Here is a 23981-nt window from a genome sequence, read left to right on the forward strand (position 1 = left end):
GATTTCTTCTATAAACAATTACTTATTCATTTGCCTTCAATGAATCAATCATATCGATATGCTTCAGCTTAAAGTGGGTAACAAGCATCACGATAATCGTGAAGGTAATGGTTAACACGGCAGAAATCACATAGGCAGGCCAATGAATAACCAATGGGAAAATGATACTTTCCATAGAAGCCTGTCTGATGATAAAGCCTGTCAGAACATAACCAATGCCATACCCCACAACAATCCCCAACAGAGTAAAAATGATATTTTCACGAATAATATACATTGTAACTTCTTTATCGAAAAAGCCAAGGACCTTGATTGTAGACAGTTCTCGAACCCGTTCGGAGATATTGATATTTGTCAGATTATACAAAACAACAAAAGCCAGCAAACCAGATAGGACAACGAAGATTAGGACAACCGGATCAAGGTTATTAATCATGCCCTTTTGTGTTTCGATTTGAGAAGATAAGAAGCTAGTGTTCTTGACTTCATCTGTTGCGAGAAGCTGCTCTGCCAGACGATTCTCTTCTTTTGTTGTCATCGTCTCGGTTTTTAGCAGGAATCCATTGTTTTGATACTCTTTGCCGGTTACTTCCTCATAGTATTCCGCTGTGATATACACAAAATGCCCAAGGTAATTTTCTGCGATGGCATGAACCTTCATCTTGATTTCATTTTGATCCTCATCATAAAAAATCAGCTCATCGCCAACCTTTATATCAAACAGTGCCGCCAGTTTTTCAGAAATCACCGCACCATCATTCGATAACTGAATCGTTTTACCCTTCAACGAATTTAAATGTAGATAATCAGAAAAATCCTGCATATTATCAGGGACAGTCATAGTCACACTTTGTGTTGCCTGCCCTGCCTTTTTCAGTTCCAATACCTCGTTAATCACCGATAGTGACTGCTTGACTTTACTATCTTTTTCAAGGATTTCCTCCGTCTTGTCAAACGTACCATCATCCATTGTCACAACTGCCTGATAATCAATGATTGGGCCAAACTGCTTATCGGTCACCGCTTCAAGAGAATTTTTGATACCGAATCCTGCAACCATCAAACCTGTACAGCCCGCAATCCCAATGATTGCCATAATCATCCGTGATTTATAACGGAACAGATTACGATAGCTGACCTTTTGATTGAAGCTTAATCTTGACCACAGAGGGGTTATATATTCTAAAAATATCCGTTTTCCCGGTTTTGGTGCCTTCGGCTGTAGCAGCGCAGATGGCTTTTCAGTCAATTCCTTTATAAGCACGAGGATGACAGAGCCTAATGTTGCAAACAGAAAGGCTGTCCCAGCCTGAATAATCGGCACCCACTCATAGAACACACTAACCTGTTTGAAATTATACTGGTCACTCGACAGCTCAAAGACAATTCGCGGAATCGTATTCGTTCCAATCACAACACCTAGTGCTACTCCGATGACAGCTGCCAATACAGCATAGATGACGTACTTCTGAGAAATTTCATAGCGACTGTAGCCAAGCGCCTTCAATGTACCAATTTCTTTACGGTTCTCCTCTACCATTCGAGTCATTGTAGTAAAGGTGATTAAAGCTGCAATAAAGAAAAAGAATACAGGAAACACATTTGCGATTGCTGCAATCCGATCCGAAAGGTCGCCATAATCTTGAAAACCGATATTCTCCGTTCGTTGATTGAACAGATACGTCGGTGTTTTCAGTTCTGCCATTTCCTTCTCTGCATCACTGATTTCAGTCTCAGCCTCTTCCAGCTTTGTCTCCTGATCCGTAAGCTCCTGCTTGCTCGTATCTAGTTCCTTCTGGGCTTCATCCAATTGAGCGATAGCTGCGGCTGCCTGTGCCTCGGGCAGCTGTGCCAGCATGTCTCGGTTTGTGTCTAATTCCTGCTTTGCAGCAGTCAATTGTTCTTTGGCATCAGCTATCTGAGTTTGACCATCAGCTACTTCTTTTTTCGCCGGTGCTATCTCATCTTCTATCATTGCTTTCAGCTCTGCCAGACGCTCTTTAGAACGGTCTGCAAACTGCGCTTCGACCAGCTCTTGATTTTTCTGCATTAAGTCCTTGTATTCAGTGCCATAAGTATTCAAGCCCTTTACATTATCAAAGGTTATATACAGAACACCCAAAATATCTGAAGTGAAGTTTTTTATTGGAGCATAGGCAAAATAATCGACATTCCCGTCACCGACGTTGGTCATCCCTCGGTCTTTATTGCTAATGAACAAGGGGGAGCTGACAAAGCCAACAACCTTATATTCCTTTGTATCCAGTTGGTCCGCCTCATCAATTGTGTAGGTATCACCAATTTGATACCCTTCTTTTTCAGCAGCACTATCCAAAACCAGCTCATTTGCAGCTTTCGGTAAACGTCCTTTTTCAAGGACCAGCTGATTTTGTTTCTGTGTCTCATCATAAGAAAAAACGTGGACGACCTCGCCCTTTTCATCATCTGCATAATAGAACTGATAGCCGGACTCGACCTCCGCATTTGAAAGCTCTTTAGCTAACGCTTCATCCTTCTCTGTCAGACCACCTGTAGAAATAATCTGTAAATCTGATAAATTTTGCTTTTCCAAATAATCACTGCCGGATGTATTCAGTACCGGTCCGGTTGTTTTTACTCCGACAAATAGCAGTGTCCCTAAAAGAATGATTAAAATGATCGCAATAAAGCGACCTCTTGATTGCCAGATTTCACGAAAGCTGGCTTTTAGATAGGTCTTATTCTTCATCCACTCGGCTCCCTACCACACGATGTCGTCAATCGACATCGGTGAGTCATTAATCTCGATTGAGCGAACCTTCGCGTCATTGATATGGATTACTCGATCAGCAATTGGAGCAATTGCTGAGTTATGGGTAATAAGCAGCACGGTATTTCCTTGTTCTCTGCTGGCATTTTGAAGCAGCTTCAATACTTGTTTTCCTGTTTCAAAATCCAAGGCTCCCGTCGGCTCATCACACAGCAATAATTTAGGATTTTTTGCTAAGGCTCTGGCAATTGATACTCGCTGCTGCTCTCCTCCTGATAATTGAGAAGGAAAATTATTCAAGCGATGCTCTAATCCAACCTGAGTCAGTACCGCAACAGGGTCTAACGCATTCGGTGACACTTCAGTTGCCAGCTCCACGTTTTCCTTCGCTGTTAAATTTGGCACAAGGTTATAGAATTGAAAGACAAAACCGACGTCAGTCCTGCGGTAGCCAGTCAGCTGTTTATCTGAAAATTGCGCAATATCAGTCCCATCAATAATTACCTGCCCTGCATCAGGAGAATCCATTCCTCCTAAAATATTCAGCACTGTTGACTTCCCTGCACCACTCGGCCCAAGAATAACAGCCAGTTCTCCTTTTTCAACCGAAAAAGAAATATCGTTATTTGCTACAATCTCGGATTCTCCCATCTTGTAGCGTCTGTATTCATTCTTTACTTCAACATAACTCATTGTAATCCCTCTTTCGATTTATATTAACTAGACACGCTGTTGATTTTTTAACATGGTGTTAGTATACTAATTGCGTATCATTCGAGCAAGCCTCAATTTTAACGGATTTGTCATTAAATAAACACATATCGATAATCTGTTCAACTAATAAAACGAAGGGTGGCAATGACATGGTCGGTACACCAAATAATCGTCGAACATTGTATACAAAAAAAGTAATCCGAGAAGAATTTCTACAGCTTCTCCAAACGAAGGAGCTGGCCAAAATTACCGTAAAGGAGATTTGTGAAGCAGCCGATGTCAATCGCGGTACCTTCTATAAGTATTATACTGATCCATACGACCTGTTTCAAAAAATTGAAAGCGATCTTCTTGAGGATATATTAGGAAATATAAAAATAAACGAAAAAGAGCTGGACAATTGGCTCGTGAATATTCTTGTGATTCTCAGTGAAAATAAGGATGCCAGCAGGATTATCCTCAGTAGTAAATCAGAAAGCCGTTTAATCAGCTCCATGCTCAACAGAGTAAAGCCTGAAGCCTTTGAAAACTTCGTGTTGATTTTTGATGACTCTTCTCCGGATAAGTTAAATCTGTATTTTACCTATTTTGTCGATGGCACGATTGGCTTGATTGAAAACTGGCTGAAAAATTATTCGTATCTCGAACCAAAGGAAATTGCAGCAATGATTTTAACGATTCTTTCTACTAAAATCAAATAGCTGAAAAGCCATAAAGAAATAACTATTCTCTAAATCTGTTTCCAAAAGATGACGAGCTATCCTGTGTTTTGAAGACTGATATAGTTGAAGTGATTTTCTTTATGGCTTATTTATCATTATTTTTTTCGTCGAATCAAACAATAGTCCAGTAGGACGCCGACTGATGTTCCGATGGTATAGGCAAGAATATCTGACCATAGAAAGCCAAAACCCAGAATGAGCCCGCCCAGTGTTGTCGCTCTGACGGCATCAATCCAAGGGGCATGATACAATTGCGTAATTTCTATAAACCAACAGAAAAGTAATGATACCAACCAGACACGACTAGTTTTCAGTCGTGAAAAAAGAAAGGCCATTCCAAAAAAAATCATCAGTGCCCACAACGCATCGCCTAAATAGATGGTCATAAATTCAGGCAATAGAGTGGACGCTTTTCTTGAAAGAAGCCCCAGCAACATCACGGTAACCGTAGCAAAGGCATACACTTTGCGATTTCTTTTCATCTTTCCAACTCCCTTAATTGATAAATAGCCGCAGCCGTTCACTTCTCAAAAAAAGTTTTCCAAAAACCAACTTTAATCAAAAGACTGTTTGCTAATTTGATAGAAACTGTTTAATCTGCTGAAGCCAGATAGACGGATCTACAGTCTCAGCATTTTCTTGATATTCCGGTATGGTCAAGCGTTGCGCCTGCTCATTTCCTCTTTCTCTGTAGGCGCTAAAAAACTTAAGCATATCTGAAAGCCCAACATTCGTTTCAATACTTTTCTTCAATCTGCTGAACTTTCTGGGAATTGCCGTCAAACGTTTTTCTCGCAACAATTCATTTCTTATTAACCGCAGCGTATGCTCCTGTCTTTCAAATATTCCTTGGGGGTTGCTTTCATCTGACGGATAGGTCATAAACTCGCTTAGCCCTTTTTTATCTACCGTGATTTCGCCCTTGCTAAACGTCGTTTTTCCTGCACCATAAACAAAAGCTTGGGGATTCTCGATAGTCATAGACGTTCTGTCCTTTAGTAGAAAATCGATGATTTTTTCCTTTGTTCCAATGATGTAGTCCTTAACCTCTACATGGGTCATCCCGTGTAGCAAACGTAAAAAGTCTGTAATGGACAGCTACATATATTTCTGCGCCAAGCTCTCTCCGTCCGGTAATTGAAGATTTGGGGAAAAGCGCAGCAGTTTCTTCTTTCCGCCTTGCAGCAAATATAAGTAAAACGTTGTTTGGAGTCCATCTTCAATAACAAAGAGCATTCTCAATCTTCTCACGTCCTTTTCCCTGATTCTATTTATAAGCATGCCTATAGTAAAATCAGACCCGACTGGATGTTCCTGCGAACACAAGTCAGAGCCTGATTTTTTTAATCTCTATTCAGCTAAACCAAGCTGGTCCTTCAATTCAGTTTGAACTCTTTGCAGTTCTTCTGTACTTACTCTCTGATAAGAAACGCCGTCCTGCATGAAGCCCTCGCCCTTCAGCTGGTCCTGTTTAACAGCACCTAATGCTGAACGGTAGTCAAAAGCAATCGTCTTTAGACTATCAAAGCTCAAATCCGTTTTCACGTGATCGCTAAGCGTATCCAGAACACCTTGGTACTGAGTAACACCAGACATAGACAGCATCTTTCTTACAATTGCGTCGACAATTTTCCGTTGCCGTTCCTGACGTCCATAGTCCCCATTCGGGTCTTCATAGCGCATACGAGAATAGGACAGTGCCTGATCCCCATCCAAATCAACTTTCCCTACTTTGAACGTATAATCATCCTGTGTAAATTCTAATGTATTACTGATACTGATTCCGCCGACTGCGTCAACAAGCTCCTTCAAGCCCTCCATATTGATTGACACATAGTGGTCAATCGGAATATCCAGCATTTTTTCTACTGTGTCCATTGACATTGCAGCTCCGCCAAAAGCATACGCATGATTAATTTTATCCTCTGTACCGTATCCGACAATTTCTGTATAGGTATCTCTGGGAATACTGACAATCGTGGTTTGATTGTCTTCTGCATTAACGGTTGCAACCATCATCGTATCTGACCGTCCTTGATCGACACGGCCATCTGTTCCTGTATCAATTCCCATTAAGAGAATTGAAAAAGAATCCTTTTTCTTCAAGTCAGCCGCTTCCTCACGTTTTGTTTCTGCCGGCTGCTGTCTTTCAACTGTTTCATAGGTTTTTGCGGCAGTTTTTGAAATATCTGAATACAGCTTAGCAGCTAAACCAATTGTTCCGACAACTAAAACTACAACAACACCTGTGATGATTAAGGCAATTTTCTTCCCTTTTGACAAATCATTTCCTCCTTGCTTTCTACAACGAAAAGAATACAACAGACCCTTTCCATTAAATTCTACTTTGTAACTCGAGTGAAAGCAATAGCTAGTTTCCGCTGTTAAGACTATATTAACGTTTTCTACGATTTCAACGAAACATTCTTCTCCTTATAACTGATTGGTCATTCTGTCCGCTTAGCCACTGGCTCATTTAAATTTTTCCTTTTTGTTCGCTTGTTAACCCCCGCTTTTCTGTGCTAGCATAAAAGAAAGAGCTTTCAAAAAATGATACGGATAAAAAGAATTTTCGATATCCAGAGTCACAAAAATGGTTATAATCGTCCATTTGATTCATCAGCTCTAATAAAAAACAGGAGGAAACAGAATGAAATTTGATAAAATGACCACACGTATTCTAGTAAGAAAGGATTACGGTGCTTGCTTTGATTTTTATACAGAAAAGCTAGGATTGATAGCCGTCTGGGGCGATCGTAAAGGGCCTTATACTTCTTTTGCAGTGTCTAAGGATGCAGCGCCTTGCTTTGCTATCTTTCTAGGTGACAACATGACCATGTTTTCCGGCTACGAACAGCCGGCACACCAAGAACAATCGGATACGGTTGTCGGAGTTATTCCTTCAGAAAATCTACAGGAAGACTACGAGAAACTAAAGGCTGCCGGTGTAGAATTCTTAGGTGAGCCGCAGTATGTCAACGAATGGTATATGACCTGTGTCTATTTCAGAGATCCTGAAGGAAACCTATTTGAACTGAACGATGCAACAACAGTATAAAAATGAACAGGGAATCAATCATTGAAAAACGGCTGATATCTTTTTCAGCTCTAATTTACTGATTGATACTGGGAAAGGAGCAACTGAATGAATCGAATCAATCTTATTTGTCTCGGTGTGAAAGACATGGCTTGCTCATTAAAATTCTACCGAGCACTAGGTTTTAAAACCTACGAAACTACCGATGCACCACCAATTGTATTTTTTGATACTCAAGGAACCAAGCTTGAGCTTTTTCCGCTGGAATCGTTGGCAAAAGATATCAATGAACAACATCCCCCGGCACTTAGTACAGGGGGCTTTGGCGGTATCACATTAGCAATCAATATGAAATCAGTCGATGAAGTCGATCAATTCTTTGCGCTTGTTGAGCAACAAGGCGGGAAAATTGTTAAGCCTCCGGCTAAGCCCGCTACATGGGATGGCTATAGCGGCTATTTCAGCGACCCAGATGGGTATTATTGGGAGGTCGCTTATGGTAAGAACTGGCGTTTTGACGAGAACAACATGCTGATTATTGATTAAGCTCGGCAGTCAGTCTGCTTAGGATAATCCTTATCAACAGCAAAAAAGAGCAGAAACAGCACCGTTTCTGCTCTTTTGGCTTTTATGGTAAATACTCCAGCATAACATCACTTTCAGATTCCATGACATTCCCTGCATAGTTTGGTGTAGCTAAGGACAGCGTTCCACTGGCGTTCGTAAACACATAAAAATTACCGGCGTCAAGTGCCCCGCTGGAACCAGCCAGATACTCAATAACAAGTTCAGTATTCACGTTTACTGTACGAATATCATTACTACCCGTTCCTCCTGCTGAGAATACTCGAATAGCTGTTGTTGGTATCAATCGATACTGTGCTGTATAGTACTCCGCTCGTCCGCCATTGTAGACAAGACCGACTGAGCCGCTATCTTCTGTAATAAATGATACTAAAATCGTTTGTGGGATGTTCATTCCCGTTTTCGTAAATGTTCCGGCTTTTACAATATCCATCATTGATACGCCAAATGGATAACTGTTTTTATCAATCGTCGGTTCTGCTGGTACATCCGCTGCCGGTACAGAGCTTTCTGTCGTCGCTTCAGCCGATGAGCTGCTGGAAGTTTTTGTTTCTTCCTTTGCCTTCTCTTCACTTGAATCCTTTTTCGCCTCTTCAACAGCCTCATCAAAGGCACCCAACAATGCTTCTTTTTTTTGTTCCGATTTTGAGTCGGACTGACTGCCTATCAACGGCGCACAGCCTGTCAGTAGTAAGGCTAAGCCAACAACTATTATACCCTTCTTCTTCATCCTTTTCTCTTCCTTCCAGCTTGAAATTCCTACGCTATCTACATAGCTATTATAGCATAGGACGCGGTAAAATTTTGTCCGCTTTCCTTATCAAAAATGTCTAATACTTGCTGCATCATTAATAAAAATTCAGCTTGTTTTTAACGATAGATTTTATAGATGAAACTCCATCTACTTATCATTACAGGCATGACAACCGTACAGGCTTAATAATAATTGATGCTCTTCACAACGCGGAAATCCAGTAACAATCGGATCATCCTCTTTAGCCGCCATCAGCCATTCAACTGCTGCCGCCTCTTCGATTAGCTCCTCGGTTAGCTGTTCAGTTAGTTGAATCAATCGATTGACTACAGGAAACAGCAGTTCTTTCTCTGGTTCGTAGTCCAGCGTCTGCCAGCCAAGCTCCTCCTTAATACCTGACAAAGTCTGTAGAAAGAACGCCTTATCCTGTTTAAAGGTCTGTCTCCTCCAAGGCAGCTCCGACAAAGCAAAGCCAACATTGCCCCGTCCAACACAGCTCTGATCCTTCTCCAGCATAAACACCGTCAGTGCTTTTTGAGTCTCCGTCTCCGCAAAAATAGTAGCACTTAAGCCAAAAGTAGTAATAAATACCGCCGTTAAGCCGTTTGACATAGGAATCTCATCAAAAGAATTTTCTTCACTGGTTAATGAAATCCAATTCATACCTTTCCCTCTTTTCTTCTACTGATATCGGCATACTCTTCTTTCAAGAAAATCAAAGAAGCTGAAAAGCAAATAGCCTAGAAAGCCAATCATCAAAATACCGGCAAACATTTCTTCATAGTCCATTTTTGACCACGCACTTAAAATCAAGTAGCCCAGTCCATAGGTTGTATTGTAATTTTCGGCAAAGAAAAGCGAGGCTAATGAAATCCCTGTACTAATCCGCAAACTTGCCAATAAGCCGGGCAACAGTGCCGGTAGAATTAAAAATTGCAGTTCCTGTACTTTACTGCTGTGATAATTTCTCATTACCTGATAATAGCTTTCCGGTATGCGATTCACACTATCTCTAATTGACACAATGACCTGAATGGAAATAATTGAAAAAATCAGTAACACCTTAGAGGTATTACCTAATCCAAAAAATAGCATAAAAACCGGTAAGAAGGCTACTTTAGGTAAGGGATAGAGAAAATAGAGCAGCGGTCCAAACAGTTTATCTGCCACTGAGCGCCGACTGAACATAATTCCTAACGGCACACCGAAAAGCAAAGACAGCAGTAAAGAAATCATAATACGCAGGGTACTCGCTCCCGTGTGTAAAAGCAATTGTTCTTTTATTTCCCAACCACGTTTCAAGGTAATAAATGGATTCGGGACAGCCCGATTGTTCGTAAGGAGTGTCAGGAGCTGCCATAAAAATAGTAAAGACACTACACCAACAATCAAGGAGCCAATTTTTCTTTTCATTGACCGTTCTCCTCTTTTAAAAAGCTTCTAAGCTTGATACAGAATTCATAAAACACGATGGAATCTCGACGTTCTGAATGCTGAAATGTTGGATTTTCAAAAATGGAAAAGCCACCTGCAGTCATAATCAAGATGATTTCACCTAAAAAAACAGCTTCCTCAACATCATGGGTAACTGTTATCACTGTATTCTTTCTCCGTTCCTGTTCTGATAAAATCAACGCTTGTGCCAGCTCCTTGGTCTGAGGGTCCAGTGAAGAGGTTGGTTCATCCAGCAAAAGAAAATCCGGTTCTGTAATCAGACCTCTTGCCATCGCTGTTCGCTGCTTTTGTCCCCCACTCAGTTTAGTGGAAAATTTGTTTGCATAATCTGTCAGCTCCAACTCCTGCAATAGATTTGCTACTTTTTCTTTACGCGCAGTCTTTGGCAGCTTCTTTATTTTTAGCGGCATTTCCACCGCTTGAGAAACTGTCTGCCAAGGAAACAGCTGCTGATCCTGAAAAACAACTTCAACCAGCTCCTCTGAGGTCTGCTCATAGCTGATTTTCCCAGCTTCTGGTTGTTGGAACCCCTTCAGTAAAGAAAGCAAGGTACTTTTTCCAACTCCTGAGCGTCCCAACAAGGTATACGTTTTATTGTTTTCAAATGTAAAGTTTACATGTTCAATAATTTTTTCTGTCCCATAACTGAAGGATACATCTTCCAGCCTGATTCCCATTGCCATTCTCCTTTAACTGTTTTGAACAATTCAATCCATATATTTTTATGTCTACAGCGTTTCATCTTCAGCCGCTATCACTTAGGTATCCCTTTCATTTAAGGCTTCCGCTACACAGCTCCTTATCGTTGCGAGATATGATATACTTAGCTGTATTATTGAAGAAAGTAAGGTGAAAATAGTGTTTAGAACACTTGTATTCCACGAGGTTCGTCCTGTGGAGGAACTGTATGAACAGCCTCGCCCAATCCTTGTTGCTGATGGGTACGAAGATGCACTGCCATTACCTCTTTTTGATAGTTTACCTCTTTTTCAAGAACAAATAAACTATCTAAAGCAAGAAGGCTTCCATTCCTTAAGCATCTCTGAGGTTCGTGCATTTTATGAACAAGGACAGCCGCTTCCGGAAAAATCAGTGTTACTGACCTTTGACGACTGTTACCAATCATTGAAGGAATATGCGTATCCTGTATTGAAAGAAGCCGGATTTCAGGCTACTGTTTTTGTCGCTGCCGGCTGGCTGTTTCAGACCCCGTCACGCTATCAGCCAGAAGTCTCCAAGGTCCTTAGCAAAGAGGAGCTTAAAGAAATAGCAGATGTTTTTGAATATGCCAACCACACGACACACTTCCATGAACGTAGAGGTACCACACAGTCCAGACCGATGTGGGAAACCGCAGAGCACTTCAAAAAGGATCTTCTCTTATGTAACGAGCAGGTCGCTCTTACAGATGTTTTTGCGTATCCTTTTGGACTCTACGACCAGCAGACAGTCGATGTGTTGAGAGAAATGAACTTTTGTTTGGCCTTTACGACAAAATCGGGAATAAACACCCCTGAAACAGCTCCACTGGAACTGCATCGTGAGGTCATTCCATATACAATGCCGATCGAAGTATTCAAAACTATGATGGAAACTGAGGGAAAATAAATGAAAAAGATAATCACTGTTGGCGCACTTCTTTTATTGAGTATAACCGCTTTAGGCGCTTGTGGAAAAAATGAAAAAAAAACAGAAAGCAGTTCTACGGTTGATAGTACAACCGCAGCCGTAACAGACCAGACATTGAATGTTGGTATCTTACCTGCTGAATCAGCTATCCCGATTATTTTGGCAAAGGAAGAAGGCTTTTTTGAGAAACAAGGTCTGAAGGTAGAAATCAAAGCCTTTACCTCGCCAAATGACAGAAATGTTGCTATTCAAGCACAAGAATTAGACGGTACAATCAGTGATGTCATGACCGAAGCAACCTTTAAAAAGAATGGCATTGATTTGACCATCACATCGGACATCTTAGAGGATTTCAAAATTCTGGCTTCTCCCAAGTCAGGGATTACAGACATGAAGGGGCTCAGCGGTAAGAAAATTACGCTCGTGCCTAACTTCATTTTGGAATACATCATGGATGAATTTGCGAAGGAAAATGATTTTACTTATGAAATTGTGGATATTCCGTCCTTTTCTGCTCGTTCTGAAGCCTTGCTGAATGACCAAGTGGATGGCGCTGTTTATACTGAGCCTCAAGCCAGCATGTTGGCACAAGAAGGTGCAATTGTTCTAGGCAGTTCCAAAGCACAAGGAATCAAAGGCGGGACCATTCAATTTACAGATACCGTCCTAAGCGAACGACCACAAGATATCACAGCCTTTTACACAGCGTATAATCAAGCAATTGATTTTATGAATAAACACAAGGCTTCTGAATATGCTGATATTCTATCTAAGTACCAGTTTCCAGATGCCATGAGTCAATATTTAGACAAGCAAACGGAAAAATATCCTTATGCACAGGAAGTACCAAAGGATCAATTTGAAAAAATCATTTCATGGACCAAAGAAAAAGGTCAAATTGATAAGGAATACACCTATGATGAGTTGACAGATTTCAGTTATTTGAACAAATAAGGTCAGGGGTTATGGCATTTATGTCATGGCCCTTTTTTTCTTAAAACTGAACAAAAGGGATTCCAACCCTGTATACTTCAAGAATTGTAGGTCTCGTAGAAACAGCAGCTCGCTGCGCTTCAGTCTCATCACCCTACACATGGTCGAACAGCTAAGTATTGGAAAGTCTGGTTGTCGAGCCAAAACACTTCTGTCATCCCCTTCTAAACAAACATCTTCCTATTTTCCAAATTTTTTTATTCAAAAAACAAAGAGAATGATTATCATTCTCAATTAGTTATGATATAATTGCTAAAAAACAAAGGAGGTCATTTATGGTCCACACACTAACCATTGATCATTTTTCAATCTATTATGATTCTCATAAAACAGAACAATGCCCAATACAGCTGTATCCTTCCCTCTACATTGAGGACATCACCCTTCCAGCCTGTATCATAGGAACTGCAACTATGTCTGCCGAGCTGTTTTATCAAGCAGATTGTTCAGAATTAAGCTGCGAAGACTACCAGCTCAGTGAAAGCTTTCAACAAATTCTGAAACGGTTTCCTCATACCAATCAGAAGCAAGTACAGTTTCTCTTAGAGGATGGCTATCATTGGAAAGATGTCCCTATTTATATTGAGACAAAGGATTATCTTATTGGTAAGCTGCTTCCGGAAAAATTTCCTGCAATGCATCAGCAACTAGGAACTATCCAACAGCTTATCCCCATATTTGCAGAAGAGCTTCCTGCCTTGAACAGCTACAAACGTAAGCGCCTCTTTATAAGTGGTCGCTATGGTCCACGCGAGCTGCTAAGCTCTGAGCATGCAGCTCATGTTCAGCCAATCCAACAAAAGCTGCGATATGTCAATGAATTGTATGCTTTTGCTCACTACAGCTATGCTGCGATGATTGAATTTCTGCCTGAGTATGGAATAACCTCCTACGAAGCGTTTCATGAAGCTTACGGAAAATACATTTATAGTTTCACAATCACAAGGAACCAACAAACTATTCCACTTCTTTGGCCGGATTATCTTTACCATCAGCCTGAAAACCACTTGGAGTTTGGTATGCTGAATTCACCGTTAACGCGATATGCAGCCTTTAATGATTGGCAGGCTGGGGAAAAAGTCACCATTGAAGTGTTGGCAGATGGCTTTGAAGATGTACGTTTTACCACAACGTTGAAAAAGCAGCTCCAAGCACCACCAAAATTATCACAATCAAGCTATCATTTAAAAGAGACACTCACTGTATCAACGGCTGAGGATATTCTCCTAGAACTGAAAACGCAAGAGGCTTACCTTGAGCTGCTTGATCCTCAAAAAAACATAATAACGATGGAACAATTAGACTGTCAGCTTGATAAGAACAACCTTTTTATTCCTTGCTGCCAATTTACAGAAACCGGTCGTTATCAACTGAAAATCAACAGCAACACACATGGGCAATTATTACTTTTATTCGCTTTAACAAAGGAGGACAACAAATGAAAAAACTGAAAATCCAAGATGTCATTTCTGTGGGTATCTATACAACCATTTATTTTCTAATCGTATTCTTGTGCATGATGGCATTGCGTTTTACAATTCCTGCCTTCAATTCCATTCTTATTCCCGGTGTTACAGCACTCTTTTCCGGGGTCGTTTACCTGTTGATGTTGAATCGAATTCCCCGCTTTGGCGCAATCACAATCATGGGAAGTGTCATGGGACTGTTCTTTTTGGTCTCCGGTCATTTTCCACTATCTTTTGTACCAAACATCCTATGTGCTATTTTAGCTGATGTCATTCAATACAAAACAGCAATCAACCAAAAAGTGCGGACCTACCTCAGCTATATCGTATTCAGTTATGGTTTGACAGGACCTGTACTCCCTCTTTGGTTTATGAAGAATGCCTATATAGACTCTTTAGTTGCCAGAGGTAAGGACGCTGCTTATATTGAGAGTGTTTTTGCACCAATCACTACATTTAGTCTTTATTTGTGCATCTTCTCTGTTATTGTTGGCGGAATTTTAGGCATAACGGTTGGATATGCCCTCTATAATAAACATTTCAGTAAAACTGAGGATCATCGTTATGACTCTGCTGCAAGTGAAATTTGATCCAAGAAGCAAGCTGTGTACCATTTTGTTTGCCAGCTTTTCATTGATGGTTTCTTTTCCTTTTTCCTTGGAAATTCTGTTTGTCAGCTTGCTCTGCTTCTTATTTATCCTTTCAGGAAGCTGGAAAAAAGGGGTGGTCTTTTATTCAATCTTCTGGCTATTGGTACTCGGAGAGCATCTATTGTTTTTATACTCTGACCAGCCGCTGCTGACCTTTTTTTCTTTTCTTTTTGTTGGAAATCGCAGAATGCTTCCGACAGTTATGGCCGCCGCATTTGCCATGGATAAAACGAAAATCAGTGAATGGATTGCTGCCTTGCAAAAATGGCGAGTTCCGTTTTACATTTTGATTCCATTGACTGTATTATTTCGCTTTTTTCCAACCTTAATTCAGGATTTCAAAAGTATTCGTAATGCGATGAAATTCCGCGGCATTGCCGTTTCGACTGCGGCTTTGTTTTTGCATCCTTTTCAGACAATGGAGTACATCATCATTCCTGTTCTAATGTCCGCAGAAAATACATCACTTGATCTCTCTTCTGCTGCCTTGGTTAGAGGATTGTCCAACACGGGTACTCATACAAGCGTCTATGCATTGCGCCTAAGAATTCAAGATTATCTGCTGTTATCTGTATTACTTCTTTTAGTAATTGGAAGGAGTTGGTTGGTATGATTGAGCTGCAAAACCTGTCATTTTGTTACCCTAACCAACGAGCATTACTGGAAAATATTGATTTGTCTGTTACTTCCGGAGAGGTCGTTGTATTATGCGGTGCCAGTGGTAGTGGAAAATCTACGCTGTTGAAAATTTTGAATGGGCTGATACCTGAGCTTTATGAAGGAACATTGGAAGGTACTGGAACCATTTTAGAAAATGAATTTCTCAGTATGGACTTTGTCTCCTATGTAAAGGATATTGGCGTTGTTTTTCAAAATCCTAAAACACAGTTCTTTACGACAGATGTTTATTCTGAGTTGGCCTTTTCTTTAGAAAACTACAGTGTTCCTCGACAACAAATTATAGAAAGAATGCAGGAACTTGTTGAAGCACTAGGCTTGGAAAAATTATTGAATAGCAGTATGTTTGCCCTATCGGGTGGACAAAAGCAATTGATTGCATTTGCCTCGGCCTGCATGTTGGAGCATAAGCTGTTTTTGCTGGATGAACCTTCCAGCAATCTTGATGATCAAACGATTGAACAGTTAAAACACTCTATCAGTCACTTGAAGCAACAGGGCTGTACAATTATCATTGCCGAGCATCGTTTACACTACCTGACAGAGTTAGCCGATCGCTATTTAATTATGGCTGACGGAAAAATCATCCGAGATTATTCGAAAGAAACAATGCTTCAGCAAACAGCAGACGAGCTTTCAACGTTAGGGCTCCGTGCACTGACTCCAACAGACATTCAGGTAAATAATGAGCAGCCAAATCTAAGTAATGAGTTGGGATTACAGCTGCACTGTAAAGACCTTCACTTTCATTATCGTGGAAAAAAATCAGGGGTTGCCATACCAGAGCTAACACTGAACAGCCAGCAGATTATCGGAATCACAGGCAGCAATGGAGCTGGAAAGTCTACCTTATTCAATCTTTTATCAGGTATTACCAAGCCGAAAAGCGGCACAATTTGGTTCAATCATCAAAAAATGACTGCTCGGCAACTGATTCGAGAAAGCTTTATGGTTATGCAGGATGTCAACCTTCAGCTGTTCTTCGAAACAGTAGAAAAGGAGATTACTGCTAAGGCCGCAGATTTGAGCCTTTTTGATACAACTGTTGAGCTGCTGAATTTGAGACACCTGCTTCATCGTCATCCACAAACCTTATCAGGTGGTGAAAAACAACGCGTCGCAATCGCTACTGCTTTATTATCCGGCAAGAAAATCATTTTTTTCGACGAGCCAACCAGTGGGCTGGATTTAAAGCATATGGATGAGGTCAGTCAAACGATTCGGTCTCTCCACAATCAGCATGTACTGCTCTTAATCATCACCCATGATAAAGAGTTTTTAGAAAAAACCTGCCAGCGAGTACTGACACTCGAGCATGGACAGCTTACAAATGATTACTTTATTTAATGGCTATTACAGATTAACGTTGATAATTATAATGGGAGGGAATTCTATGTTTATCGTCACAAATACAATCCAAGTAACTACTGCACATGCAGACAAAATGATTGAACGCTTCCGTTCCACACATACTAACGAGCGGATGACAGGAGTCACAGGCTTTCTAAATTTTGAGGTCATGCATCGTACACTTCCGGAAAACTCAGAAGTCACCGAGCTGGTAGTGCTGAGTCGTTGGGAATCACAGCAGGATCAGGAAAACTGGACAGCAAGTAACTCTTTCAAAGACCTTCACAAAGGGAAAAAAGCAGAGCAGCCTAAAACAACAAAAGAGGCTTCACCAGTCTTAGGAAATACTATCGCAAAATATCATTTAGCATAGCACTAAAAACAGACCTGTTTAACTCAGTAATTTACGCTGAATCAAACAGGTCTGTTTTTATACATTTATTTCGTAAAAAATTGAACAAAGCCCAAGCAATCATATAAGAAATGACAAATCCAGCTAACCCAGATACTGTCTGATTTTTTCCAGACATAGTTTAATACTAGGCGAAGGGGCAGCAGCGTAATCAACAGCTGTGCAATATGCAGTCCGTAAGCCGGAATGTGCCAGAGGGCAAACAACACACCACAAATTAGACTTGCCCAACGAAAAGGCAGTCCGGCTTTTTCCAAGCCCAATATCAAATTAGTACTCAACAACTCTTCACCGATGAGCATAAATGGTACTTGAAAAAAAATCATTTGCAGCGAAATCACGTCACCAACAGAATTTTTAGTTGCCGCACCAAACAGCTGTTGATACAAAATGCCGCACGATACCCCAACAAAAAGTGTCAATGGTAAGCCCCATGCGAGAGTTTTCCAATTAAAATGCTTGAATTGCTCCGTGAATCGGTCTTTCAAAAGATAATAGCCTGCAATTCCACACAGCAAAGCATTCCAAATGGTTCCTACGGCCGAACCAAAGGGCAGCATACCGGGGATAAACTGATAACTGAGCCCAATTAAAATGGTTACAGCGACTAGCCATAAGCCTGTTTGATTTTTCTTTTCCGTCATAACATTCCCACCTTTGACTTTGTTTTTTTATTCTTTATCAATGTTGTACTCAACAAGAGTATAATCAATGGGAACATTATTTAAAAATCATATGTTCAAGAAATAGAAAAAAATCAAGAAGCCTCTCTATCAATTACTGTGTCGTGAATTCGCAACACAGTAATTACCAATAGAAAACAACTTGATTTTTCGAAAACAGTCTATTGTCCTTCTCTTAAATCCTTCATCCGATAGCCGACACCGATTTCGGTTAGAATGTATTGTGGTTCAACCGGGTCTGTTTCTATTTTTTTGCGAATATTGGACATGTTCACACGCAATACCTGCGTATCTCCTACAGCAAAAGGACCATACAACGCGCTCATTAATTGTTTATAGGTGACGACCTTACCAACATTCTCACCCAATGTCTTCAGCAACAAAAATTCATTTTTGGTGAGATGAATCTCTTCTCCTGCTTTTTCCACCAGATGCTTGTCATAGTCAATCATCAGCTCGTTGTTGACCAGTGTTTGACTATTTCTAACCGTATTGCGAGAATGCCTTAAGGCTGTCCGAATTCTCGCCAACAGCTCCTGAGTGCCGAAAGGCTTTGTCACATAATCATCTGCACCAATATCAAGGGCCTCGACCTTCCCAACTTCATTATCCCTTGCCGAAATAACGATGATTGGTGTTTGATATTGTTTTCGCAGAATTTTTAACAATTCCATCCCATCCATATCAGGAAGCCCTAAATCCAGTAAAATCAAATCGATTTCCTGTGACTGAAACAGCGTGATACCCGTCATGGCAGACGCTGCCTGAAAAACAGTATAATGTTCTCGTTCTAAAACTACTTGAATAAACTCCGCAATGATTCCATCATCCTCAATCACCAGAATACTCGATTTCATTTTTATGCCCCCTCTGTTTTGGTATGGTAAAAATAAATGTTGTCGCTTGTTTGTTATTCTCTACACTGAAGGTTCCTTGATGCGCCTTGATAATTGTTTTAACAATCGTCAAACCAATTCCCAAACCATTTTTTGAGTCAATTGGCTTCTCTTTATCTGTCGTCAAATTAGATAGTATCCGATCAAACTGCTCCTCACTCATACCGATACCACGATCTTCTACAGAGAAAACAACTTGTGTTTGCTGATTTTCCACAGTAATAAAAATCGGTTCCTCGGCTTTGCCATGCCGAACAGCATTATCAATCAAATTGAACAATGCCTGCTCAATCAGAATCGGATCGACAGAAAGAAAAATCAGCTCCTCCGGCAATTCAGCAGTCAGACGAACCTTGGGATAGACCTTACGTACTCTGCGAATGGTTGATGAAATAATTTCTTCAATCGGCTCTTCTGTCTTTTTGATGGCTGTTGTATCTGAGCTGATTCTGGTAATAGATAACAGATTCTCAACCATTTGTATCAGCCATTTCGATTCATCCTGAATATCCTTTAATAGCTTCACACGAATCTTTGCGTCCATCGTACCGGTTGTTTCATCATTGATGATTGTTTCAATTAAACCGGAGATGCCTGTTAGCGGTGTACGGATATCATGAGAGACCGCCCGCAATAAATTCCCTCGAACGCGCTCTTTTTCCGTATCGACCAGAATTTTTTGCCGTTCTTCCTTCAGCTCCATCTGTTCGACCGCTGTCGCCAGCTGTGCCACCACTAAACGCAGATAGTTCAATTGGTTGTTATCTATAATTTTTTGCGCACTTCGTTCCAGCCCCAACACGGCTTTCGTGCGCTTTTCAAACACGACAGGCAGGTAAAAACCTTTTGCACCAATCAAGGTATCTGTACCAAAACCAGCTTCCTTTTGATTCCGTCCGGACCAATAAGCAACACCGTTTTCTTCCTTCGTTCCGAGCACTTTTTTGTCCTTTTCAGGAGAACTGAAGCTGTTCATTTTTCCAGTCGAATCATAAACCAGCACTTCTCTATTCAGCAAAACAGATAGATAGTTGGCTGTTGAACGATATAGGTCTTCCACCTTTACAGCAGCTACATAACGTTTGTTCAACTCGTAAAGAATTTCAAACTGCTGCTCCTTCTCCATAGATATCCGCGCCTTTCTCCTGATTTGCACAACGAGATTACTTATCAAAAGTGACACAATCAGCATAATAATTAAGGTTATCGGATACCCTTGTTTATAAACAGTCAGCGAGTATAGCGGCTCAACGAAAAACCAGTTGAAGGAAAGAACCGAAATCACCGCAGTCAGCGAGCTCCATAAGTAGCCTGTCGTCGAACGAGCAGTGAGAACAACAAACAGAATATACACCAGCATCAGATTTTGATCGCCAAAATGAAGATACTGCATCAGCTCTGTAACAATGGTTGCTGCGATAACCGCACTAATGGAAATAATAAAATCCTTTGTTCGGCTTTGAAAATATTCTTGCAGGCTCTTAAACGGTGTTTGTTTTCGTTTTTCTTTATACGGAATCAAATGGATTTCCACAAATGGAAGTCTTTTAAGCAGCACATCCTCTGTATCCTCGATAAACAGTTTATTTACCCACGTCTTTTGCAGACTTTTTCCCATAACAATATCCGTTATACTTAACAGCTTCACATACTCCACTACCGTATCAATAAAGCTTTCACTTTCCAAAGAGACTGTTTCAGCACCCAGCTTTTCTGCCAACTCAAGAATATCATCGTTGCTTGTATCGCTATCCTCTGAATCAGAGTTCAGCTTTAAAACAATCCATTCCGCGTTCAAGCCTTGCGCCAGACGAGAGGTCCAACGAATACAGCGTTCACTCATTTTAGGGTATTCCTCATCAATAATCGTCAAAAGCTTCGTCTGAATCTTCACATTTCTATTTTTGGAATAGGACCATTGATTAATATGATCCGATGTACGTTGAATGGCCAGTCCACGCAAAAAGCTCAGCTTTTCATCAGTGAAAAAATTTTGCAATGCTCTTTTGCTATTCGTATCGGAATAGATTTTTCCCTCTTCCAAGCGTTGAATCAGCTCTGTCGGCTCAAGATCAATTGCTTTCCAAGAGGCATATTTCAATAGTGTATCCGGTACCGTCTCCTTTACCGCAATACCTGTGATTTCCTCGACAATATCATTCAGACTTTCCAAATGCTGGACATTCATCGTAGTATAGACATCAATCCCCGCATTCAGCAACTCCTCTACATCCTGATATCTTTTCCGATTTCTTGAGTTCGGACTGTTCGTATGTGCCAGCTCATCAACGAGCACGATATCCGGATGCTCTTCCAGGATGGCATCGACGGCCAGCTCTTCAAGCATAAGGCCTTTGTACTCTGATTTCACCGTGGGAATTTCCGGAATACCTTCTGACAGCTTGATGGTTTCAGGACGATCATGGGGCTCAAGATAGCCTATCTTAACATCTTTACCAATCACTAGCTGCTCGTGGGCTTCTTGAAGCATTCTATAGGTTTTCCCAACTCCCGCAGCATAGCCAAAGAAAATCCTGAGCTTGCCAATCTCAGAATTTTCCTTTTCAAACGCCGAAAGTAATTTCTCCGGGTCCAGTCTTTCCTCTTCCATCCGTTCCACTCCTATTCCAAACGATTGAGAGCGGCATTCACTACTAATACATTAATATACTCATTGCCGGTCAACAGATCCTTTTCCTTGTTTGCCTCAATTATATCATTGATACGCTGTATTTCGACATTTCTGCTATCGGCAATTCGTTTCGCTTGATAGTTCGCCCCTGCTACTGAAATATGAGGGTCAATACCGCTTGCGGAGCCCATTACTAAATCAGCTGGAACTGCTGATGTTGAACCATTTTCCTCTTGAATCGCTTGTGTTCGTTCAGTAATCATTTCTTTATATTCCGATGCATAAGGAGAAAGCTGGCTGACCTCCGATGGACGACCATGGAAGTATGACTCGTCTGTAAAATTTTGTCCAATCAAGCTTGAACCAATTACCTTAGAATCCTCCTTCATCAAGCTACCATTCGCCTGATGCGGGAAAACAAGCTGAGCCACACCCGTGACCGCCAAGGTATAAACGCCTCCGCAAAGAACGGTCATCAATAGGAAAAAGCGCAGACCACCTAAAATCTCTTTTTTCATTTCTTTTTCCACCTTTCTTACCCAATAAGCAACGTCAACAGCATATCAATCCCTTTGATAGCAATAAATGGCGCGATGATTCCACCCAACCCATAAATCAACAAATTATCTCTCAAAATTTGACTGGCCGGCTTCTCTTTATAACGTACACCCTTTAATGCCAAGGGAATCAGTGCAACAATAATCAGTGCATTGTAGATAACTGCTGAAAGAATTGCCGTCACCGGACTGGTCAGTTGCATAATATTCAACGCAGACAGCTCTGGATAGATACCATAAAACAAGACAGGAATAACCGCAAAATATTTAGCGATATCATTGGCAATACTGAACGTCGTCAACGCACCACGTGTCATCAGCAGCTGCTTGCCAATCTGTACTACCTTCAATAATTTTGTAGGACTGGAATCTAAATCAATCATATTCCCCGCCTCTTTTGCAGCTTGTGTACCTGTATTCATTGCAACGGCAACATCCGCCTGTGACAGTGCCGGCGCATCATTTGTACCATCTCCGGTCATTGCCACCAAGTGCCCTTGCTCTTGAAATTCCCGAATCATTGTCATTTTATTTTCCGGTGTCGCTTCTGCCAGAAAATCATCTACACCGGCTTCAGCAGCAATTGCTGCGGCAGTCAGAGGATTATCACCAGTAATCATAATGGTCTTAATCCCCATTTTGCGCATATCAGAAAATTGTTCCTTCACACCATTCTTCACGATATCCTTTAGGTATACAACACCCATGACTTGCTTGTTTTTCACTACCACCAAGGGCGTTCCGCCTGCTTTTGCGACATGCTCAACGAGGCTGTCGCATTCTTCCGGATAAGTACCGCCAATGGACAGTACATATTTTTTGATTGTATCCGCAGCACCTTTACGAATCTGATCACCTTGGTAATCAATTCCGCTCATTCTGGTTTTAGCCGTAAACTCTATAAACGTAACCTCGGCGTTGCTTAATTCTCTCGAACGAATATCAAATTTTTCTTTCGCAAGAATGACAATACTGCGTCCTTCAGCTGTTTCATCAGCTAGAGAAGAAAGTTGTGCTGCATCCGCCAGCTCCAGCTCTGTTACCCCGGCAACCGGCAAGAATTCACTGGCACGTCGGTTCCCTAACGTAATCGTTCCGGTTTTATCTAATAAAAGGATATCCACATCTCCTGCTGCTTCAATCGCCCGTCCACTCATTGCAATGACGTTTTCCTTTGTCAAACGGCTCATACCGGCAATTCCGATGGAGGAGACCAGCGCACCAATTGTTGTTGGTGCAAGACAAATCAACAATGCAATAACGATTACAGCTGAAATGGCCTCCCCTGATTCAGCCAGAGTACTGGCAAATGAGGTGAAAGGAATCAAGGTCAGAGCGACTCCAAGGAAAATAATCGTCAGCATAATCAAAAGAATTTGCAAACCAATCTCATTTGGTGTTTTCTTTCGCTGTGTTCCTTCAACCATCGCAATCATTTTATCCAGAAACGATTGACCGTTTTCAGAAGTCACTTTAATGACCAAATAATCTGAAACCACTGTCGTGCCTCCTGTTACTGCACTGCGGTCACCTCCTGATTCTCGGATAACTGGTGCTGACTCTCCGGTAATCGCACTTTCGTCAACAGAAGCCGCACCTTCAACCACATCACCGTCGGCTGGAATCTGCTCTCCGGCTTTGACGTAAACTAAGTCGCCTCTTTTCAAATCGGAGGAACGAACTTCAATCAGCTGGTTTTTCTTTCTATCATCCAACGACTTGATTTTATACGTCAATACATCTTTCTTCGCCTGCTTCAGACTGTCCGCCTGTGCCTTTCCCCGCCCTTCAGCAATCGCCTCGGCAAAATTGGCAAAAAGCAGTGTCAGCCATAGCATGCCAGCAACAGCAATCGTGAACCAGCGTGGGACATTCTGATCTGAAAAAATAAGAATTGTAGAAGCTGCTGCACCTAAATAGACCACGAACATCACTGGATTTTTTATCTGAATCCTCGGATCTAATTTCTTTATCGACTCAATAAGAGCCCAAACATAACCATTTTTTTCCATTTATTAT

At 41.2% G+C, this 23981-nt stretch carries 25 protein-coding genes; 10 read left to right on the plus strand and 15 right to left on the minus strand.

Annotated elements, in window-relative coordinates; genetic code table 11:
- Nucleotides 1-22: 22 nt before the first annotated feature.
- Nucleotides 23-2728: an ABC transporter permease gene (locus IW510_RS13145; protein WP_202060392.1), complete on the minus strand. Its 2706-nt coding sequence runs from the start codon at nucleotides 2726-2728 to the stop codon at nucleotides 23-25.
- Nucleotides 2729-2740: 12 nt separating this feature from the next.
- On the minus strand, nucleotides 2741-3442 hold the full coding sequence (locus IW510_RS13150) for an ABC transporter ATP-binding protein (RefSeq protein WP_202060395.1): 702 nt from the start codon (nucleotides 3440-3442) through the stop codon (nucleotides 2741-2743).
- Nucleotides 3443-3612: 170 nt separating this feature from the next.
- Between IW510_RS13150 and IW510_RS13155 the strand changes: the two genes are divergently transcribed.
- Nucleotides 3613-4164 carry a TetR/AcrR family transcriptional regulator gene (locus tag IW510_RS13155; protein WP_202060397.1) on the plus strand — a complete coding sequence of 184 codons (552 nt, stop codon included), beginning with the start codon at nucleotides 3613-3615 and terminating at the stop codon, nucleotides 4162-4164.
- Nucleotides 4165-4280: 116 nt separating this feature from the next.
- Here IW510_RS13155 and IW510_RS13160 read toward each other — a convergent pair whose 3' ends face one another.
- From IW510_RS13160 to IW510_RS13175, 4 genes are all read right to left on the minus strand, one after another.
- Nucleotides 4281-4667: a ribosomal maturation YjgA family protein gene (locus tag IW510_RS13160; RefSeq protein ID WP_202060399.1), complete on the minus strand. Its 387-nt coding sequence runs from the start codon at nucleotides 4665-4667 to the stop codon at nucleotides 4281-4283.
- Nucleotides 4668-4758: 91 nt separating this feature from the next.
- Nucleotides 4759-5166, minus strand: a complete 408-nt coding sequence (locus IW510_RS13165; RefSeq protein WP_202060401.1) for a hypothetical protein — start codon at nucleotides 5164-5166, stop codon at nucleotides 4759-4761.
- Between the two features lie 117 nt (nucleotides 5167-5283).
- Nucleotides 5284-5436: a hypothetical protein gene (locus IW510_RS13170; protein ID WP_202060403.1), complete on the minus strand. Its 153-nt coding sequence runs from the start codon at nucleotides 5434-5436 to the stop codon at nucleotides 5284-5286.
- Between the two features lie 99 nt (nucleotides 5437-5535).
- Complete coding sequence (locus IW510_RS13175; RefSeq protein WP_202060405.1) at nucleotides 5536-6468, minus strand: LCP family glycopolymer transferase; 933 nt, start codon at nucleotides 6466-6468, stop codon at nucleotides 5536-5538.
- A gap of 367 nt (nucleotides 6469-6835) precedes the next feature.
- Here IW510_RS13175 and IW510_RS13180 point away from each other — a divergent pair, with 367 nt between their 5' ends.
- Nucleotides 6836-7243: a VOC family protein gene (locus IW510_RS13180; protein ID WP_202060407.1), complete on the plus strand. Its 408-nt coding sequence runs from the start codon at nucleotides 6836-6838 to the stop codon at nucleotides 7241-7243.
- Between the two features lie 87 nt (nucleotides 7244-7330).
- Nucleotides 7331-7768 carry a VOC family protein gene (locus IW510_RS13185; protein ID WP_202060409.1) on the plus strand — a complete coding sequence of 146 codons (438 nt, stop codon included), beginning with the start codon at nucleotides 7331-7333 and terminating at the stop codon, nucleotides 7766-7768.
- 82 nt (nucleotides 7769-7850) lie between these two features.
- Here IW510_RS13185 and IW510_RS13190 read toward each other — a convergent pair whose 3' ends face one another.
- The 4 genes from IW510_RS13190 to IW510_RS13205 form a co-directional block, all read right to left on the minus strand.
- Nucleotides 7851-8537 carry a hypothetical protein gene (locus IW510_RS13190; protein ID WP_202060411.1) on the minus strand — a complete coding sequence of 229 codons (687 nt, stop codon included), beginning with the start codon at nucleotides 8535-8537 and terminating at the stop codon, nucleotides 7851-7853.
- A gap of 171 nt (nucleotides 8538-8708) precedes the next feature.
- On the minus strand, nucleotides 8709-9224 hold the full coding sequence (locus IW510_RS13195) for a hypothetical protein (protein WP_202060413.1): 516 nt from the start codon (nucleotides 9222-9224) through the stop codon (nucleotides 8709-8711).
- 18 nt (nucleotides 9225-9242) lie between these two features.
- Nucleotides 9243-9974: an ABC transporter permease gene (locus tag IW510_RS13200; protein WP_202060415.1), complete on the minus strand. Its 732-nt coding sequence runs from the start codon at nucleotides 9972-9974 to the stop codon at nucleotides 9243-9245.
- Complete coding sequence (locus IW510_RS13205; protein WP_202060417.1) at nucleotides 9971-10693, minus strand: ABC transporter ATP-binding protein; 723 nt, start codon at nucleotides 10691-10693, stop codon at nucleotides 9971-9973. Before IW510_RS13205 ends, IW510_RS13200 begins: the two co-directional genes overlap by 4 nt.
- A 181-nt stretch (nucleotides 10694-10874) precedes the next feature.
- Here IW510_RS13205 and IW510_RS13210 point away from each other — a divergent pair, with 181 nt between their 5' ends.
- From IW510_RS13210 to IW510_RS13240, 7 genes are all read left to right on the plus strand, one after another.
- A complete protein-coding gene (locus tag IW510_RS13210; RefSeq protein WP_330932658.1) occupies nucleotides 10875-11624 on the plus strand; it encodes a polysaccharide deacetylase family protein in 750 nt (249 codons plus the stop codon).
- Entirely contained in the window at nucleotides 11625-12599 is a 975-nt protein-coding gene (locus IW510_RS13215; RefSeq protein ID WP_202060419.1) for an ABC transporter substrate-binding protein, read from the plus strand.
- 314 nt (nucleotides 12600-12913) lie between these two features.
- The gene (locus IW510_RS13220; protein ID WP_202060421.1) at nucleotides 12914-14080 is read left to right on the plus strand and encodes a hypothetical protein; all 1167 of its coding nucleotides are present in this window, start codon (nucleotides 12914-12916) and stop codon (nucleotides 14078-14080) included.
- Nucleotides 14077-14694 (plus strand): MptD family putative ECF transporter S component, encoded by a 618-nt coding sequence (locus IW510_RS13225; RefSeq protein WP_202060423.1) that lies wholly within the window; start codon nucleotides 14077-14079, stop codon nucleotides 14692-14694. Before IW510_RS13220 ends, IW510_RS13225 begins: the two co-directional genes overlap by 4 nt.
- Complete coding sequence (locus tag IW510_RS13230; protein WP_202060426.1) at nucleotides 14669-15367, plus strand: energy-coupling factor transporter transmembrane component T; 699 nt, start codon at nucleotides 14669-14671, stop codon at nucleotides 15365-15367. The genes IW510_RS13225 and IW510_RS13230 overlap by 26 nt, the downstream gene beginning before the upstream one ends.
- On the plus strand, nucleotides 15364-16779 hold the full coding sequence (locus tag IW510_RS13235) for an ABC transporter ATP-binding protein (RefSeq protein ID WP_202060428.1): 1416 nt from the start codon (nucleotides 15364-15366) through the stop codon (nucleotides 16777-16779). Before IW510_RS13230 ends, IW510_RS13235 begins: the two co-directional genes overlap by 4 nt.
- A gap of 46 nt (nucleotides 16780-16825) precedes the next feature.
- Entirely contained in the window at nucleotides 16826-17155 is a 330-nt protein-coding gene (locus IW510_RS13240) for an antibiotic biosynthesis monooxygenase (RefSeq protein ID WP_202060430.1), read from the plus strand.
- 65 nt (nucleotides 17156-17220) lie between these two features.
- On the opposite strand, the gene IW510_RS13245 is transcribed toward IW510_RS13240, so the two are convergent.
- The 5 genes from IW510_RS13245 to kdpB form a co-directional block, all read right to left on the minus strand.
- Nucleotides 17221-17838 carry a CPBP family intramembrane glutamic endopeptidase gene (locus tag IW510_RS13245; RefSeq protein WP_202060433.1) on the minus strand — a complete coding sequence of 206 codons (618 nt, stop codon included), beginning with the start codon at nucleotides 17836-17838 and terminating at the stop codon, nucleotides 17221-17223.
- A gap of 200 nt (nucleotides 17839-18038) precedes the next feature.
- Nucleotides 18039-18734, minus strand: a complete 696-nt coding sequence (locus tag IW510_RS13250; protein WP_202060435.1) for a response regulator — start codon at nucleotides 18732-18734, stop codon at nucleotides 18039-18041.
- On the minus strand, nucleotides 18709-21384 hold the full coding sequence (locus tag IW510_RS13255) for a sensor histidine kinase (protein ID WP_202060437.1): 2676 nt from the start codon (nucleotides 21382-21384) through the stop codon (nucleotides 18709-18711). The genes IW510_RS13250 and IW510_RS13255 overlap by 26 nt, the downstream gene beginning before the upstream one ends.
- Nucleotides 21385-21395: 11 nt before the next feature.
- Nucleotides 21396-21923, minus strand: coding sequence for a K(+)-transporting ATPase subunit C (kdpC, locus tag IW510_RS13260; RefSeq protein ID WP_202060440.1), 528 nt, complete (start codon nucleotides 21921-21923; stop codon nucleotides 21396-21398).
- Between the two features lie 17 nt (nucleotides 21924-21940).
- Nucleotides 21941-23974, minus strand: a complete 2034-nt coding sequence (gene kdpB / locus IW510_RS13265; protein ID WP_202060442.1) for a potassium-transporting ATPase subunit KdpB — start codon at nucleotides 23972-23974, stop codon at nucleotides 21941-21943.
- Between the last annotated feature and the right edge of the window lie 7 nt (nucleotides 23975-23981).

Source organism: Enterococcus sp. BWR-S5, assembly GCF_016745255.1.
In the GTDB taxonomy this organism is placed as follows: Bacteria; Bacillota; Bacilli; order Lactobacillales; family Enterococcaceae; genus Enterococcus_L.

Excerpts from the sequence above, each read along its gene's own strand:
- IW510_RS13145 (WP_202060392.1), bottom strand. The coding sequence starts at position 2,728 with ATGAAGAATAAGACCTATCTAAAAGCCAGCTTTCGTGAAATCTGGCAA.
- IW510_RS13150 (WP_202060395.1), bottom strand. The coding sequence starts at position 3,442 with ATGAGTTATGTTGAAGTAAAGAATGAATACAGACGCTACAAGATGGGA.
- IW510_RS13155 (WP_202060397.1), top strand. The coding sequence starts at position 3,613 with ATGGTCGGTACACCAAATAATCGTCGAACATTGTATACAAAAAAAGTA.
- IW510_RS13160 (WP_202060399.1), bottom strand. The coding sequence starts at position 4,667 with ATGAAAAGAAATCGCAAAGTGTATGCCTTTGCTACGGTTACCGTGATG.
- IW510_RS13165 (WP_202060401.1), bottom strand. The coding sequence starts at position 5,166 with ATGACTATCGAGAATCCCCAAGCTTTTGTTTATGGTGCAGGAAAAACG.
- IW510_RS13180 (WP_202060407.1), top strand. The coding sequence starts at position 6,836 with ATGAAATTTGATAAAATGACCACACGTATTCTAGTAAGAAAGGATTAC.
- IW510_RS13185 (WP_202060409.1), top strand. The coding sequence starts at position 7,331 with ATGAATCGAATCAATCTTATTTGTCTCGGTGTGAAAGACATGGCTTGC.
- IW510_RS13190 (WP_202060411.1), bottom strand. The coding sequence starts at position 8,537 with ATGAAGAAGAAGGGTATAATAGTTGTTGGCTTAGCCTTACTACTGACA.
- IW510_RS13195 (WP_202060413.1), bottom strand. The coding sequence starts at position 9,224 with ATGAATTGGATTTCATTAACCAGTGAAGAAAATTCTTTTGATGAGATT.
- IW510_RS13200 (WP_202060415.1), bottom strand. The coding sequence starts at position 9,974 with ATGAAAAGAAAAATTGGCTCCTTGATTGTTGGTGTAGTGTCTTTACTA.
- IW510_RS13205 (WP_202060417.1), bottom strand. The coding sequence starts at position 10,693 with ATGGGAATCAGGCTGGAAGATGTATCCTTCAGTTATGGGACAGAAAAA.
- IW510_RS13215 (WP_202060419.1), top strand. The coding sequence starts at position 11,625 with ATGAAAAAGATAATCACTGTTGGCGCACTTCTTTTATTGAGTATAACC.
- IW510_RS13220 (WP_202060421.1), top strand. The coding sequence starts at position 12,914 with ATGGTCCACACACTAACCATTGATCATTTTTCAATCTATTATGATTCT.
- IW510_RS13225 (WP_202060423.1), top strand. The coding sequence starts at position 14,077 with ATGAAAAAACTGAAAATCCAAGATGTCATTTCTGTGGGTATCTATACA.
- IW510_RS13230 (WP_202060426.1), top strand. The coding sequence starts at position 14,669 with ATGACTCTGCTGCAAGTGAAATTTGATCCAAGAAGCAAGCTGTGTACC.
- IW510_RS13235 (WP_202060428.1), top strand. The coding sequence starts at position 15,364 with ATGATTGAGCTGCAAAACCTGTCATTTTGTTACCCTAACCAACGAGCA.
- IW510_RS13240 (WP_202060430.1), top strand. The coding sequence starts at position 16,826 with ATGTTTATCGTCACAAATACAATCCAAGTAACTACTGCACATGCAGAC.
- IW510_RS13245 (WP_202060433.1), bottom strand. The coding sequence starts at position 17,838 with ATGACGGAAAAGAAAAATCAAACAGGCTTATGGCTAGTCGCTGTAACC.
- IW510_RS13250 (WP_202060435.1), bottom strand. The coding sequence starts at position 18,734 with ATGAAATCGAGTATTCTGGTGATTGAGGATGATGGAATCATTGCGGAG.
- IW510_RS13255 (WP_202060437.1), bottom strand. The coding sequence starts at position 21,384 with ATGGAAGAGGAAAGACTGGACCCGGAGAAATTACTTTCGGCGTTTGAA.
- kdpC (WP_202060440.1), bottom strand. The coding sequence starts at position 21,923 with ATGAAAAAAGAGATTTTAGGTGGTCTGCGCTTTTTCCTATTGATGACC.
- kdpB (WP_202060442.1), bottom strand. The coding sequence starts at position 23,974 with ATGGAAAAAAATGGTTATGTTTGGGCTCTTATTGAGTCGATAAAGAAA.